The organism is Polycladospora coralii, from assembly GCF_014773435.2.
GTDB lineage: Bacteria > Bacillota > Bacilli > Thermoactinomycetales > Thermoactinomycetaceae > Polycladospora > Polycladospora coralii.
The window spans coordinates 1-14,938 of sequence record NZ_JACXAG020000009.1; the positions used below are offsets into that span (position 1 = coordinate 1).

The 14,938-nt window shown below is 39.1% G+C and carries 13 protein-coding genes; 7 read left to right on the forward strand and 6 right to left on the reverse strand.

The features are described 5' to 3' along the window. Positions 1 to 927 precede the first annotated feature (927 nt). The 3 genes from IC619_RS14350 to IC619_RS14360 form a co-directional block, all read right to left on the reverse strand. Entirely contained in the window at positions 928 to 1,314 is a 387-nt protein-coding gene (locus tag IC619_RS14350; protein WP_191140899.1) for a hypothetical protein, read from the reverse strand. Positions 1,315 to 1,664: 350 nt separating this feature from the next. Then, positions 1,665 to 2,801: a YncE family protein gene (locus IC619_RS14355; protein WP_191140898.1), complete on the reverse strand. Its 1,137-nt coding sequence runs from the start codon at positions 2,799 to 2,801 to the stop codon at positions 1,665 to 1,667. A gap of 283 nt (positions 2,802 to 3,084) precedes the next feature. Next, on the reverse strand, positions 3,085 to 3,654 hold the full coding sequence (locus IC619_RS14360; RefSeq protein WP_191140905.1) for a YdhK family protein: 570 nt from the start codon (positions 3,652 to 3,654) through the stop codon (positions 3,085 to 3,087). 449 nt (positions 3,655 to 4,103) lie between these two features. On the opposite strand from IC619_RS14360, the gene IC619_RS14365 reads away from it, so the two are divergent. Together IC619_RS14365 and IC619_RS14370 are read left to right on the forward strand one after the other, a co-directional pair. After that, positions 4,104 to 4,886, forward strand: a complete 783-nt coding sequence (locus IC619_RS14365; RefSeq protein WP_347239808.1) for a 2OG-Fe dioxygenase family protein — start codon at positions 4,104 to 4,106, stop codon at positions 4,884 to 4,886. 103 nt (positions 4,887 to 4,989) lie between these two features. After that, entirely contained in the window at positions 4,990 to 5,916 is a 927-nt protein-coding gene (locus IC619_RS14370) for a DMT family transporter (protein WP_191140897.1), read from the forward strand. A 52-nt stretch (positions 5,917 to 5,968) separates the two neighbouring features. Here IC619_RS14370 and murG read toward each other — a convergent pair whose 3' ends face one another. Together murG and IC619_RS14380 are read right to left on the reverse strand one after the other, a co-directional pair. Beyond that, on the reverse strand, positions 5,969 to 7,036 hold the full coding sequence (gene murG / locus IC619_RS14375; protein ID WP_191140896.1) for an undecaprenyldiphospho-muramoylpentapeptide beta-N-acetylglucosaminyltransferase: 1,068 nt from the start codon (positions 7,034 to 7,036) through the stop codon (positions 5,969 to 5,971). Positions 7,037 to 7,117: 81 nt separating this feature from the next. Further along, positions 7,118 to 8,713, reverse strand: a complete 1,596-nt coding sequence (locus tag IC619_RS14380) for an amidohydrolase (protein ID WP_191140895.1) — start codon at positions 8,711 to 8,713, stop codon at positions 7,118 to 7,120. Between the two features lie 121 nt (positions 8,714 to 8,834). Here IC619_RS14380 and IC619_RS14385 point away from each other — a divergent pair, with 121 nt between their 5' ends. The 5 genes from IC619_RS14385 to IC619_RS14405 all read left to right on the forward strand — a co-directional run bounded on the left by IC619_RS14385 (position 8,835) and on the right by IC619_RS14405 (position 13,307). Beyond that, on the forward strand, positions 8,835 to 10,064 hold the full coding sequence (locus IC619_RS14385; RefSeq protein WP_347239809.1) for a DNA polymerase IV: 1,230 nt from the start codon (positions 8,835 to 8,837) through the stop codon (positions 10,062 to 10,064). After that, complete coding sequence (locus tag IC619_RS14390) at positions 10,061 to 10,399, forward strand: YolD-like family protein (protein WP_191140893.1); 339 nt, start codon at positions 10,061 to 10,063, stop codon at positions 10,397 to 10,399. Before IC619_RS14385 ends, IC619_RS14390 begins: the two co-directional genes overlap by 4 nt. A gap of 113 nt (positions 10,400 to 10,512) precedes the next feature. Further along, positions 10,513 to 11,406, forward strand: coding sequence for a metal ABC transporter solute-binding protein, Zn/Mn family (locus IC619_RS14395; RefSeq protein WP_191140892.1), 894 nt, complete (start codon positions 10,513 to 10,515; stop codon positions 11,404 to 11,406). A gap of 34 nt (positions 11,407 to 11,440) precedes the next feature. Further along, complete coding sequence (locus IC619_RS14400) at positions 11,441 to 12,478, forward strand: permease (RefSeq protein WP_191140891.1); 1,038 nt, start codon at positions 11,441 to 11,443, stop codon at positions 12,476 to 12,478. Positions 12,479 to 12,491: 13 nt separating this feature from the next. Next, positions 12,492 to 13,307: a TIGR03943 family putative permease subunit gene (locus IC619_RS14405; protein ID WP_191140890.1), complete on the forward strand. Its 816-nt coding sequence runs from the start codon at positions 12,492 to 12,494 to the stop codon at positions 13,305 to 13,307. Positions 13,308 to 13,358: 51 nt separating this feature from the next. Here the strand turns inward: IC619_RS14405 and IC619_RS14410 are convergent, their stop codons facing one another. Further along, entirely contained in the window at positions 13,359 to 14,669 is a 1,311-nt protein-coding gene (locus IC619_RS14410; RefSeq protein ID WP_191140889.1) for a VWA domain-containing protein, read from the reverse strand. Positions 14,670 to 14,938: the final 269 nt, after the last annotated feature.

Sequence of the window (14,938 nt, forward strand, 5' to 3'; positions counted from 1 at the left end):
ATCGTGATGTGAACGCGGCTCGGAACATCTTACAAAAAGCTTTAGGCTCGGTTCGAGCCTTCGTGGAGGAGACGGCAGTAGCCGCCCAATGAAACGAGAAGCTCCCACCTCTTAGCGTTAGCGTAGGCGGTGAGTAGTTCACTGAATTTATTCTTAATAACACACCTGGTGAAGCATCGTATATTTTGCTCGCTATGCGCTTCCATCCAGAGGCCCCACTTTTTTCTGTTACATATATGGAAGTTTTCTTTTCAACACCTTACAAAGATAAACCTTAATCATCCGTTCCCATGAATATTATCAGTCTGACCAACCGAAAGCATATGCGTATAAATCAAGTAGAGATGAGATTGATATCGACAAACAAAAGGGTCATCAATACCAAGGTATTAAACGGATCATTCGTAGTTGAAATCATTACAACATGAATGACGCGTTAATCCGATGAATGAATCAACTTTAATGCCCCTCTCCCTTTGTAATCCTTCAAAAGTGAAAGTCAGATTTCTTTAAATCAACGTACAATGGAGCTACATAAAATATTAGCAAGCCGCTATCACGGATGGTAGCAAAGGAAAGTCAAGGACTCAATCTACATCCTTTTTTTGTCTAACAAAAAAATAGGGCTAACTTTTGACAGTCAGCCCTACTTTTAAAATTTCTTATTGTACCCTCAATCCATAAACTGGACCTACAGGTACCCCATAATTATTCTGTGCGTAAAAGCTTCCTGAAGTTCATACACCCCCGCTCCACTTAACCTCTACCGTGAAGTTTAGACGCTAGATCTGAATGATCTGCTCCTTCAACATTTAGAGGAATAAAGATAAAACATTTTTACTATATCCCTTTTCCCATCTATTGAAGTCTACATTGTCTGCAACAATGAGACCCTCAGACTAGCGGAATCGTCAATCTCCAAAAGTTTTACTCTCTGTCATTCACGGTGTAAGTTCCCAAAACAAGGGGTAATTCAACATCTGACTTTCCAATCTTTAGTGTATAGGTCTTACTAGGATCGTCTAAGTCCATTGTAATTGAATCTTGTGTACCATCCAGGTAAACACATGTTTTATTGGGAGTGAAGGGTACAAATGTGCAAACTTCCAAACCCTCAAGTTCTTCCGGTTCATGGTCAAAGTTGAATGTAACAGAGCTGTACTTTGAAGAGTCTATATTCTGAAAATAAGTGATCGCCCCCCAGCAAGAAAAGCTTCTTGTATATGCCGCAAACGTGGTAGATGCTGCAAATAACATAACAAACCCAATAACGAAACTAGAAAAAATAAATTTACCTAAGTGTAAATTTTTCATCAGAACATCTCCTTAGATTTATTTTTAACTACTCGATCTAAAATAGATTTTATAACACTTCATATTGGATGTAAAGTTATTAAATTGAATGTTTTAAAAGTTCTTATTATATCTAATTTTATTCAATTTAGTCTGGGTTTAAATCTCAGATGACTCCACCTACCCTTATAAGATAAAAAGATTAGTGTACCATAGAAACAATATATTCTTATATGAATGTAAAAGTTACATGTACGATACCTCAAATTATAGAATTGAAATAGCATTCATAGCATCTTTCAACATACTATTTATCATTTAAATTAACAATCTAACATTGTAAAATATATTAAACTTATTTTCCTAAAAAATTACCCTGATACAATAGCAACAGCACTTGGATGATCTCCAACAGCTACTGTAGCTATTACTGTATTCGTTTTTGTTTCAATAACGGATATTTTATTATTGGGCGAACCAATAAAATTTCCTGTATTTACCACATATATATATTGACCATCTGGAGTTATGGATATTGCCGTTGGAGAAAAATCTACTGTTATTGTACTTATCACTGTAAAATGATTTGTGTCAATGACAGAAACGCTACCCTTATTTTCAATTGAAATATTATTGACTACATAAATATACTGACCATTTGGGTTAATGGCTATCCCTACAGGCAAAAGCCCCACATCAATCGTCGCAACTATTGTATGGGTTTTTGTTTCAATAACAGATACACTTCCATTCAGGTTACCATCAAAAGAATTCACAACATAGATAAACTTCCCATCCGGCGAGACCGCAAGTGTATGGGGGATTAATCCAACTTCAATTGTTGCAACGATGGTATTGGTTTTTGTTTCAATAACAGATACACTTCCAAAAACATCCGTACTTACTGCATTTAGGGCATAAACAAGTTTACCATTCGGAGCTACTATAAGATCAACCCCCAAAAAAACACTTGGAATGATCCCCAGACTAAAATCGATAGTGGAGGTTATGGTGTATGTTTTAGTCTCAATAACAGATATTGAACTTTTACTAAGGTTAAGTACTCCGTTATTAATCACATAGATAAATTTTCCGTTTGGCAAGACCACCGGGCTTAGTGGTGTATCACCAACACGCACTTTTGCAGTGATAAAATTGGTTTTTGTATCGATTACAACTAATGCCATTTCCGCAAGGTTGTTACTTACACGTGTCACATAAACAAATTGACCATCTGGTGATACAGCAAACTTCTTAAAAATATCCACACTTACTGTCTCATCTATAAAAATACTAGAGATAATCGCATGGGTTTTCGTATCAATGACAAATATGACACCAGATGCACCGGTAGCGTTACTCCATACATATACATACTGACCATTAGGTGTTACTATCATCTGTGCAGGTTGATTCCCAACTGATATATTCGCAATGACATCATTCGTTTTAATGTCTATTACCGAAACAGAATTAGAACTAAAATTGGACACATAAACAAAAGGCATGAATGACCCCCCATTGTTTTTCAAAATGATGCTACTAAGCCTAAAAGGAATATCATATTTACCGCCATTCAATAAAGCATCTGAGGAGGATGTTCTTGCTTAAACCCCTTAGTAGCTAAGCACTATTCGAAATGAATAGGATGATTTACTGTACGGTCCGTTGAACCCTTTTATGCTACCCACCACTTAAAAAGGATCAGACACTTAAAACATCTGATCCTTCCCAAACCCACCCCATAACGAATAGCTTAAACAAGAAAGACGCATTTAGATGACTTCGAAACTATTTAACAGGTGACAATTCACGCTCGGTTACCCACTTATGATTTTTTACTTCTTCTCCATTGGTAGTCATAGTGAAATCAACCATATACACGATTGTTTGTTCAGCTGAATTAATTTCAACCGTTGCACCCTCCATGCCTTTCATATGAGAAGCGTCTGTTTTAACCTCTGCTCCAGGTTCTAAAGGAGCATCACCTACATCGATCAACTCCTCATGGACGACCCATTTATGATTTTCAACTTTCTCTCCACCCATTGTTGGGGTATATGTAATCGTGTAAACCGTTGTATCATACGCACCTACAATGGTCGCTTCAGCATCTTTCATTCCTTCCATGTGAGCCTCTTGGATGATCGCTTTACTGCCAACTGGATAGGTTGGATTTTTAGCTGCCTTCAAACCTTCTGGAACTTCTCCAGAACTAGACATGTCCATATTACTATGATCCATTCCTTCCATCTTTTCTGTACGTTCTACATCTTCCGTATTCGAACAAGCACCTAACACCAAGAATAGCGCTACAAATAAATATACCCACGCTGATCTTTTCAGTTTTTCTATCAACATTTTCAAATCACGCCTCCTTTTAAGTCAATAATATCATAATAATAAAAAAATTAAAAATACAAATACGAAGAATAAAGTGGTTTACATAAATAACAGTTGACTGTTTTGCCTGTTCGTTGGATGTTGTCTCATCCATTAACCAGATGAAGGATCCATTAAATTTACGATTCATAACAACCCTATAAATGGGGAATATATTTTGATTAGATATATATATAATTCCAAATATATTTATGCTAATTTATAATCATTTAAGGTGCTTTAGCTATTTTATTACCGATTAACATTCTACATTCAGTCCTATTAATGATAATACCTATAGTATAAGAAATAAAATCATGTACCTTTTATATTGAAAATAAATATATAATCTATATTGCAATTTTTCTTATTCTTATGTTATATTCTATTTGTTGTTTTTATCTGATATTAATGGAGGAGTTACAATAGTGAAAACGATCGCACTTTCAAACAATAGTTTACAAGCAAATGGGTATGCAACATATGATCTTTTTAAAGAGTTAAGTCATGTAAACACTGAAAACAACATAGCTGAACTAAAATCTGAATTTCATACTCTTCCGATTGATGATTATGCAAAAAATTGTAATCGATATAGAAAATACTCACGAGCTGTTATTTTCCCAAATTCTTTACATATCGAATGGCTCCCCAATTACCAAGTAGATGGAGAGCAAAAATCAGAATACTATCAAGGAGCTTTTAATTCCGAATATACGGGTGATTATCGTTCATTTCATCCACTGAGCGATTCGATCAAATTAAATCCACTGTTAAACGAAATTATTCGCTTTGACTTCCAGCAAACCTTCTGGAACGATCGCGATCTGATCTTACCTGTTCATGCAGGCATTCATTTTGTCAAACTACTTGTCAATCAACCTGATGAGTACGCAGTTGCTTCCCCTAATCATTTACATCAAGATGGAGAATCCTTCACTTTTGCTCATCTGATTACACGTAGCAACGTGATAGGCGGAAATAACGTAATTGCGGACCCCCGAGCAGCTGGAAAGTTGCCTGAAGAGATTTCAGACGATCTGATCCTTGAATCATTCGATTTGACTGAAACACTACAATCTTATGGTGTATGCGATGATAAAGTAAGCCATTATGTGAGTGGTGTAGCAAAAGGATCAGAAGATAAACCGGGCGAACGCTCTGTAATCTTAATCGATTTTCTGCCCACCGTTGTATCTCCTATTGTCTAAACTTCCATACTAAAACAAAACCACAAACACACTGATTCAGATGACTCTACTCAGTGTGTTTGTGGTGACTACGACGAAAAATAAGGGATTCGGACGTGATTCTATGCACAAACAACAAATCGACTATAAAGTGCTATCTGCCCATTTGATTACGATCGTCATATGGGCTTCAGCTTTCCCTGGCATTCGAGCAGGTCTCGAACATTACACCCCCGGTCATTTATCTCTGTTTCGATTACTAATCGGTTCCGTTCTTCTGCTTTTATTTGCACTTGTAACACGCATGAAATTACCTGATCTGAGAGATGTTCCTGTAATCTTGCTTTTGGGTTTCTTGGGATTTACCGTATACCACGTCGGGCTTAATATGGGTGAAAAAACGGTAGCGGCCGGTCCCGCTAGCCTCATCGTTTCGATGACTCCGGTCTTTTCCATCTTGCTCGCTGCCGCTTTCATGAAGGAACGTCTGCGTCTTATAGCTTGGGTCGGTACGTTAATCAGTTTTTTCGGTGTTTCTCTGATTTCATTTGAAAAAGGCGGCGTTTTATCCTTTAATATGGGTGTTCTTTTTATCCTGATCGCCTCATTAGCGGAAAGTATTTACTTTGTGTTTCAAAATAGATACCTTGAAAAATACGGTTTCCTATCCTTCACCACGTATACCATATTAGCAGGAACCATTCCCATGCTTTTTTTCCTGCCTGGATTATACGAAGCTGTCATAACCTCTACAACGGAAGCTACACTCAGTGTGATTTATTTAGGTATTTTCCCAACCGTTATTCCCTATTTTACATTGGCCTATGTCGTTTCAAAAGTAGGAAGCTCCGAAGCGACCAGTGCCTTATTTTTAACACCTGTCTTATCCTTTATCATCGCCTGGATTTGGCTAGGAGAAGTCCCCACCCTACTTTCACTGATCGGCGGAGCCATCTCACTTATCGGTGTCATTCTAGTCAATGTGAAGTTTGCGAAAGAAAAGGAAGACATTCCAGTAGAGCAGATACGCCAATCGAGGAGTATGGATTAATCTCGATGAAACCAAAAGAGTTGTTCACATCGAACAACTCTTTGCAGGGGAACTATTTGGCCATTTGCGTAATGAAAGCCATCACTTGTTGAAGTGAATTTTGACCCTCACTTTTTTGCATGTTTTCAATATATTGCTCATGCTCTACCAACAACTTCTCTATCTTTTGCAAAAATAGCGCATCCGTCAATTCTTCTTCCTCTACCATTTCACAATAGCCCATCTTTTGAAAGGACTTTGCATTGAGAATTTGATCTCCACGACTGGCATTGCGCGACAAAGGAATTAATAACATCGGCTTCTTGAGGGCTAAGAATTCAAAAATTGAATTGGAGCCCGCTCGGGAAACCACGATATCTGCCATAGCCATAATATGCGGTAGCTCTTCTTTAATATATTCGAATTGTTTGTATCCAACTTGATCGAAGGAATCGTCTACTTGCCCTTTACCACAAATATGCACCACCTGAAATTGTTTGGTAAGTTCTATCAGATTGTGACGAAGCACACCATTTAACTTCTGTGATCCGAGACTTCCGCCCATCATCAACAAGACAGGCTTATCATTTGTAAACCCGCATAGCTTTTTCCCTGTCTCACCATCACCTTGTTTGAGTTCATCCCGAATAATAGCCCCCACATACTCTGCTTTATTCCCTTTAATATGCGCCTTCGTTTCAGGAAATGTCACACATACTTTCGTGGCAAAGGGTGTGGCAATTTTGTTGGCAAGCCCTGGTGTCAAATCAGATTCATGGATGATAATCGGCACGCGATTGAACCACCCCCCTATAATAACCGGAACGGACACAAATCCACCTTTGGAAAAAATCAGTTTTGGTTTTTGTTTGCGAATCACACGATACGCTTGCGCTACCCCTTTGAGTACTTTAAAGGGATCTTTAAAGTTATTCCAATCAAAATAACGACGTAGTTTACCTGTAGAAATAGAATGATAAGCCACACCCGGAACAGATTGTAGCAATTGCTTCTCGATTCCATCTTCCGATCCGATATAGGAAATTTCCCATCCTTCTTTTTGTAGTTCTGGGATCAGGGCTAAGTTAACCGTTACATGTCCAGCTGACCCTCCGCCTGTCATGAGCATTCGTTTTGTCATATTGTGGTTCCACCTCTATATGATATGTATGAAGAAGACATTCTCTATTATAACAGGGTAGCTACGTTGTTGTTTTACTTTTTAAGTGATCCGATAAGCCACTTTCCCATTCGCAATGGTAAAACGGGTTTCCGCGCACAGTAATTCATCTACTTCTATACCTAACAAATTACGATCATACACGCTCATATCTGCCATTTTACCTATCGCTAAACTACCACGACGCATTTCCTCTCCTTCCGCATAGCTACTTCCTTTTGTGAATAAGGTAAGCGCCTCATATGTTGTCAGTTTTTGCTCTGGTAAATAACCCGGATGCGTACGCCGCTCCTCTATACGCCTTCGTGTGATAGCAGCGTGCATCCCCCACAAAGGGTGTAAAGGTTCGATCGGAGCATCACTCCCACCTGCACAAGGAATTTTTGCTTCTAGTAAGGATTTCCACGCATAAGCATAACGGATACGCGCTTCACCCACCCGCTCAGTTACCCACGGAAAATCACTAACTACAAACCGGGGTTGAATATCTACAACCAGATTCAACTGTTTCATTTTAGCAATCAGGTCAGGGCGCAAAAACTGTCCATGAATTAGACGGTGACGCAATCCACTATGACGAAAAGGTACTTCTTCCATAACCTGTAAGACGCGCGCTGTTGCTTCATCTCCAATTGCATGTACAGCGATAGGTAATCCATGTTGATTCGCTTGGTTTGCAATCGCTACCATTTCTTGTGGTGTATGAATCGAAAGGCCATAATTAAGTCGATCGTCGGCGTAAGGTTGTGACAATAATGCCGTTCTCCCGCCAATTGCACCGTCAGCAAATAGCTTCACTGCTCCAATGCGAAACCAGTCTGGATCTTCTGTCAGTTTCATCTGTGCATATGCCGACAAATAGGGATGATATAGCAGATGATGCGTACGCAGGTATAACCCTTCTTCTCTCAGTTCACGAAAGATACGAACCAAATCGGGTACATTTTTTACAAAGCGTAAATCATCCGTATGTACGGCCGTCAATCCACAGGCAAGAGCCATTTGCATGGCTTCACGCAGTGCTTCTTTTTTAGTCTGGTAGGAAGGTTCAGGTTGCACTGCATAAAAAGGAGCCGAAGCATGATCATAAATCCATCCATTTAGATGACCCGATTCATCACGACCGTAACTTCCGTTTGGTGGATCTGCTATGCTTGTGTATACACCAGCTCGCTTATAAGCGCAGCTATTTACCAAATAAGCATGATAACAAATACGCCCCAAAAAAACAGGATGATGAGGACTAATTGCGTCCAACTCAGTCAATGTAGGCATGCCACCTCCTAGGCGATGTTCATCCCATCCATGACCAATCACCCACTCATTCGGAGTGATATCCGCTACGCGAGCTTGAATCAGACTCATAATCTCTTTCTTCGTACGACAATGCGTCAAATCCAACCACTGTAATTTTTCACCTAAGCTAGATAAATGCAAATGACTATCCACAAGCCCTGGATATGCATATCCGCCTTCTAAATCAACACACTCCGTATCATACCGTCCATATTCCAAACGCATTTCCTTACTACTTCCCATTGCCATCACTTTTCCATTTTCTACTACGACCGCTTCTACTTGTGGATGGGACGCTTCCAATGTTGTGATATGACCATTGTGAAAAATCATACGTTGCATATACTCTCCTCCTGTCACCTGTATGATGCTAGTGTATTGGAAAATTTTTTAAGTGTTAAGGGAACGTATATTTGCATATAATATACATATCAGATCATATGTTCGTAATTGAGGTGTATAAATCATGAACCCGGTTATTTTCCTTGTCGATATGCAATCGTTTTATGCCAGTATTGAGCAATCCTTACGACCTGAGACACAAAACCAACCCCTTGTAGTTGCAGGGGATCCCGAACGTCGTAGCGGTATTATTTTAGCCGCTTGCCCACTCGCCAAAGCATGCGGAGTTAAGACAGCTCAACCCTTATGGGAAGCACAGCAAGCTTGTCCAAATTTGGTCATTGTTCGACCACGCATGTCTCTATATCTCGATATTTCACTTCAAATCACCGCTATTCTAGAAAAATTTAGCGATTTAGTCGAGCCTTACTCCATTGACGAGCAGTTTATTTCCATCCATGGAAGCGAAAAGCTTTTTGGCACGCCACTACAAATTGCACAAAAAATCCAGCAAGCGATTACTTCAAAGCTAGGTTTGAACGCCCGAATTGGCATTGGCTCCAATAAAGTACTGAGCAAGATGGCATGTGATCACTTTGCCAAAAAAAATAAAACAGGTATTTTTTATCTTCACACACAGGATATCCCAAACCGCTTATGGCCACTCCCGATCGAGTCTTTGTTCGGTGTAGGGAAGCGAATGGCAAAGCATTTACGCCAGATGGGGATTCGCACAATTGGTGGATTAGCTCAATTTCCACTGGAGCGTTTACAAAGAAGATGGGGTATAAACGGCCATGTATTATGGCTAAGCGCCAATGGAATCGACCCTTCTCCTGTTCGCACAAACTCTTTCGACCTGCAAAAAGGGATTGGTCATCATATGACACTCCCCCGTGATTATCGAGATGCAGAAGAAATCCAGGTTGTCTTATTAGAGCTATGTGAAGAAGTATGCAGACGAGCACGGACACATCATCAAATGGGGCAAACGGTTCATGTCGGTTGCCGGGGCATTGATTTCAGTGCGCCTACCGGTTTCCAACGCCAACTCAAAATGACTGAAGCAACCAATCAAACCATGATGTTGTTTCAGTATGCATGGGCGGTTTTTCAACGCTTTTGGGATCGAGAGCCCATCCGTTCCATTGGTGTGCAAATGAGCCAGTTGGTATCAGATGCACACGTACAGCTTAACCTCTTCACGGATGAGCGCACACACCGGCTTGGTTATGTCATGGATGAAATTAAACAACGCTATGGCTCATCCGCTATTTTGCGTGCTTCTTCTCTCTTACAAGCTGGTCAAGCGAGAGAGCGCGCACAGAAAATCGGAGGACATTATCGATGACGCATATCCTAAATCGAAAAAATAAGTTGTGGGAAGGAAGCCGTATGTTCCTACCCGAACATCGCGCTGCCCTTCAGCAACAACGACAAGCTGCACAAAAATTTACGCCACCCATCCTCAACGAAGATCAATTAGCAGAAATGAATTGGACACTTTCCGAAGCTTTAGCCGAAGGCTTTCCACTCATCATCTATGATGTGAAGCGCGATCGCTCTAGACAGCAGTCTGGCTTTGTACAGCAAATCAACCTCCAACACCGCTGGCTACTTCTCGTAAATGGAGGCACGACAACCAAAGTGGCATTAGATACGATTTATCGGGTAGAGCGAATGTGAAGAAGAGAGAAAAACGTCATGAACCCCAATTTGTAAATCGTAATATTTACGATTTACAAATTGGGGTTCACAAGGTATACTTAGATCGTTAGTTAAAAAGGAGGGGTATTAAAGTGAATCAGAATCGCTTTTTCACTGTCGCAATCACTGTCATATTTTTATTGTCCATCGTAGGTTGCATGAAAACCGAACAATCGAATAACAATAAGATACAGGTGTATAGTAGCATTTATCCACTTCAGTTCTTTGCTGAGCGTATCGGTTCTCATCAAGTAAATGTACATACGATTGTTCCACCCGGTGTAGAACCTCATGATTTTGAATTGACCATTAAAAATATTACTAATTTAAATGAGGCTGATATTTTACTTTACAATGGCGGAGGTTTAGAACCTTGGCTCGAAAAGAACCTTCGATCACTAAAAGATGACGTTCGTGTTGTAAACACAAGTGAAAGTATAACCGATTACACAGATTTAAATGATCCGCATGTTTGGCTTAATCCTCTATTTGCTAAACAACAAGCAGCAGCCATAAAAGATGCTTTTATTGTGCGCGATCCCGCTCATAAGTCGCTCTATATCGAAAACTTCGAAAAGTTGAGTAAAGAATTGGATCAATTAGATCAGGAATATCAATTGATGACGGAAAAAGCGAGTCAAAAATCATTTCTCGTTTCTCATGATGCTTTCGGTCATTTAGCTGATCGCTATCAATTGAAGCAAATTCCGATTTCAGGTTTATCACCTTCAGATGAGCCAAGCCCACAGGCTTTAAAATCGATTATGGAGCAGAGTCGTAATGAAAAGGTAAAGGTGATTTATTTTGAAACATTGGTAAATGGAAAGTTTGCAGAAGTGGTTCAAAAAGAATTAGGATTATCAGCACTGGTGCTTAACCCATTAGAAGGTCTAACCGATTCAGAAATTTCCAATGGTGATGACTACTTCACGATTATGCGTAAGAATAAAGCGCAATTGGCACAAGGGCTAGGTGTAAAACCATGAAGGTTACATCTATATAGAGAGGATTTTAAAAATTATGATAAAAATAATGAAGACTTATGCTATAGAAAGCATAAGTCTAGTCATTTTAATCTATTTGCTAGTATCGTTATCAATTGAATATACTTTTTTAGACCCTATCTTAAGTTGGATGATTAACTTAAATTTAGGCAATCTATTTTCATTGGGAAACTTATCTACGATATTCCTTAGTATCTTTATTGAAGGATTGCCGTTTATTTTGCTGGGCGTCCTCATATCCAGTTTTATTCAAGTTTACATAAAAGAAGAAACAGTATGGAAATGGCTCCCTAAAAACCCTTTTATCTCGATTCCGCTGTCTACTCTATTGGGATTGTTTTTGCCCATTTGTGAATGCGGAATTGTCCCAGTAGCCAAGAAGCTCATTCAAAAAGGATTTCCTGTATATTCTGCTTTTACCTTTCTGTTAGCTGCACCCATTATTAACCCCGTCACAATCGCTTCTACTTACATCGCATTTGGTGAAAGTGTTGAAATGGTGTTTTTACGGTCATCGATAGGGGCAGGTATTGCCATGGCAATGGGAATTATTTTTTTATGGCTTTATCACGACAATAAAGTTCTTAGAGTAAGCAAAGTAATCCCTCAAACAGATCATTGCACAGAACATCAAGGAAATTGTTCGCCCCCCCAAAGTAAAGGAAGATTACATCACGCCTTAGAGCATTCTATTTTCGAAATGTTCAATATGGGTAAGTATTTTGTTTTAGGTGCTTTGATTGCAGCTACATTTCAAACCTATATCGGTGTATCTGTCATTAAACAATATGCGGAGTATAGTGGTTTAGCGATCATTATCATGATGGGACTCGCTTTTGGGTTATCAATATGTTCCTCTGCTGATGCTTTTATTGCAGCTTCATTTCGATCCGTATTAGGTACAGCACCTATTCTGGCATTTCTAGTATATGGCCCAATGATGGATATGAAGAACATACTGATGATGTTTGATAGTTTCAAAAAATCAGTAGTTTTAACTTTCTTCATAGGTACCACCCTACTCACAGCACTCTCTATTTTTATACTACTTTAGGAGGAAAAGTGTAATGGCTTCCATTGCTCGGTTACTCATATGCTTAGGGTTATCCACTCTATTTATTCAACTGATTGTGTCAGATGAACTATCACTCTTTATTAATCCTAAGTATAACTGGCTCATTTTTTGTTGTGTTTTAATATTAATCATTCTATCCATTGTTCAATTATACACTTTAAAGAAACCAGATATTCACTTCATCGGAAAATGGGGTTATGTAATGATGACCCTCCCGCTAGTCATGGTCATTATTTTTCCACCACAAGCTTTAGATCCCAGTATGGCTTCCAAAAAAGGGACCTTTTATTTGCCACAAGGCAATCAACAAAAAAACACCGATTCTGTAAATGATAATTATCCTGTAGACCAGGAAGTGGACACGCAAATTAACGAGGCTACAACAGATAGTTCCAACGACGATTTTACCAACCCCTATCAGAAAATTAAAGAAGAAATGTTAAAGAAGGATCTCATTCAATTTACTGAAGAAAATTATGCTGATTATTATAATGCCCTTAGCTTCTATCCTACTGAATTTGTCGGTAAAAAAATTAAGATCTTGGGGTTTGTTTACCATGATCAAACACTAAAAAAAGATGAGTTCGTTATCGGTAGGTTTACAGTAACCTGTTGTACTGCAGACGCAATGGTGATTGGAGTTGTTGTAAAAGATCCTCATGCTATTCAATTAAAGAATAAAAAATGGATCGAAGTGACTGGCACGCTTACTACAACCAAGCAGGAAGGTTATGATATGCCTGCCATACAACTTACAAGCAGTGAAGACACAACCGAACCAAAAGATCCATACATATATTTCTATTGATCCTGGATACAACATACGCAACTGGAAGAAGAGGATCATCCTCTTCTTCTCTTAATTCCCATCTATTTCTTTGTCCAAATCGTCTTGCTTCTGCTGTTCGGTCTCTCGAATTTGTTTGATTTTTTCTTTTTCTTCCTTACTTATTGCTTCTTCGATTTGGTTGTCTCGATCGATGAAATAGTTCTTAAGCTTTTTCTTCCGATCTGCGATCTTTCCATACACGCCCGTATCATCTTTCATAATTCCTGCTTCACGTAGAAACTGAGCTGCTTTTTTCAGGTGGGTATATTCCGCCTCTACCAAGCCGATCGCTTCCTCTTGAATCAGCTCATGTAAACCCAACTCGTTGTTTGTGTCTTGTTGGTCAACGCTTTTTTCACTCTTTTTCCGCCACTCCAACCATTCTTTTTTCAAGCGAATATACTCATCGGCAAAATATTTTTTAAGGTCTGCTTCACTGTTGGCTTCGATATACTCGCCACCGCCAGATGCTGCTACTTCGCGTAGTTCTGCTTGGCCGGCATCATCTACATTGAATCCAATAATATTGACCACTGCTTCAATATTAGATTCGTGTAGCGCTTTCGCCATCGCTACTGGATCACCATCACAAGTCTCTTCTCCATCACTCACAATGTAAACGACATTTTTACTCTCACCACCTACAAAGTCCGCTTGAGCAGACTCAATCGCAGCTGCAAGTGGTGTAAATCCAGTCGGCTGAACCGGTGCTAACGCTTGCTTAAACGCATCTTGCTGTAAAACTTCCATTCCATAGATTAATTCATTACTTTTACAAGACGCTTCTTTTTGACTTTCTTGGTTACCTCCTTTATGACCATATACACGTAATCCAACTTGTGTTTCTTTAGGAAGAGAAGCTACGAACTTTTCTATCGACTCTTTCGCCCATTCCATTTTGGTCTTTCCGTTTAACTTTTTCCGCATACTGCCACTCGCATCCAGTAAAATCTCCACTTTAAGCGATTGCGCACTTACAGCTGTTGCTTGCGGCGCTTCTACACCACCCGGTTTCGACGTATTCACTTGAATTTTGGGATCAAAAGCGTCAATTTTTTTCTCAACCGGTCCATAATCTTCCGCTAATAATGGAATTAGTTTGGCATATGCTTCCTCTGTCGATAAGTCTTTCGGCAATTGCTTCAATGCCTGCTCCACTTTCTCCTTATCATACTGATCACCCGCAAATTGCCCTGGCCCTTCTTGTAGCATCCCTTTCGCATCTTTACCAATAACGATTTCTTTAGTCCCACCATCATTTGTGGCATCACTGCCTAATAAAACGCTACATCCTGTAAGCATTGTGATTGCCACTGCTATGGCGATTCCTCTCTGCCACACGAAGCCGATCACCCCTTTATATATAAATTTATAAGAATATCTACCCCTTATTATAAATGTAAGAATTATTTATACTAGCCTTTTATATAACAAATCTATCATTTATATAGAATTATGATTATCCTCTTGCTATAATATAGAAAATATGGCGGTGTGTAAAATTAAACAAATTAGTAATCATAAATTTTATTTTGTTAACAATTCAGTTGTTTGATGTACTATGAATAAGTGTTTCTATTTTTTACATACCGCTTATTATGACACACCGA

Coding starts and splice junctions, on each gene's coding strand:
- IC619_RS14350 (WP_191140899.1), bottom strand. CDS start 1,314: ATGAAAAATTTACACTTAGGTAAATTTATTTTTTCTAGTTTCGTTATT.
- IC619_RS14355 (WP_191140898.1), bottom strand. CDS start 2,801: ATGCCTTTTGTTTATGTGTCCAATTTTAGTTCTAATTCTGTTTCGGTA.
- IC619_RS14360 (WP_191140905.1), bottom strand. CDS start 3,654: ATGTTGATAGAAAAACTGAAAAGATCAGCGTGGGTATATTTATTTGTA.
- IC619_RS14370 (WP_191140897.1), top strand. CDS start 4,990: ATGCACAAACAACAAATCGACTATAAAGTGCTATCTGCCCATTTGATT.
- murG (WP_191140896.1), bottom strand. CDS start 7,036: ATGACAAAACGAATGCTCATGACAGGCGGAGGGTCAGCTGGACATGTA.
- IC619_RS14380 (WP_191140895.1), bottom strand. CDS start 8,713: ATGCAACGTATGATTTTTCACAATGGTCATATCACAACATTGGAAGCG.
- IC619_RS14390 (WP_191140893.1), top strand. CDS start 10,061: ATGACGCATATCCTAAATCGAAAAAATAAGTTGTGGGAAGGAAGCCGT.
- IC619_RS14400 (WP_191140891.1), top strand. CDS start 11,441: ATGATAAAAATAATGAAGACTTATGCTATAGAAAGCATAAGTCTAGTC.
- IC619_RS14405 (WP_191140890.1), top strand. CDS start 12,492: ATGGCTTCCATTGCTCGGTTACTCATATGCTTAGGGTTATCCACTCTA.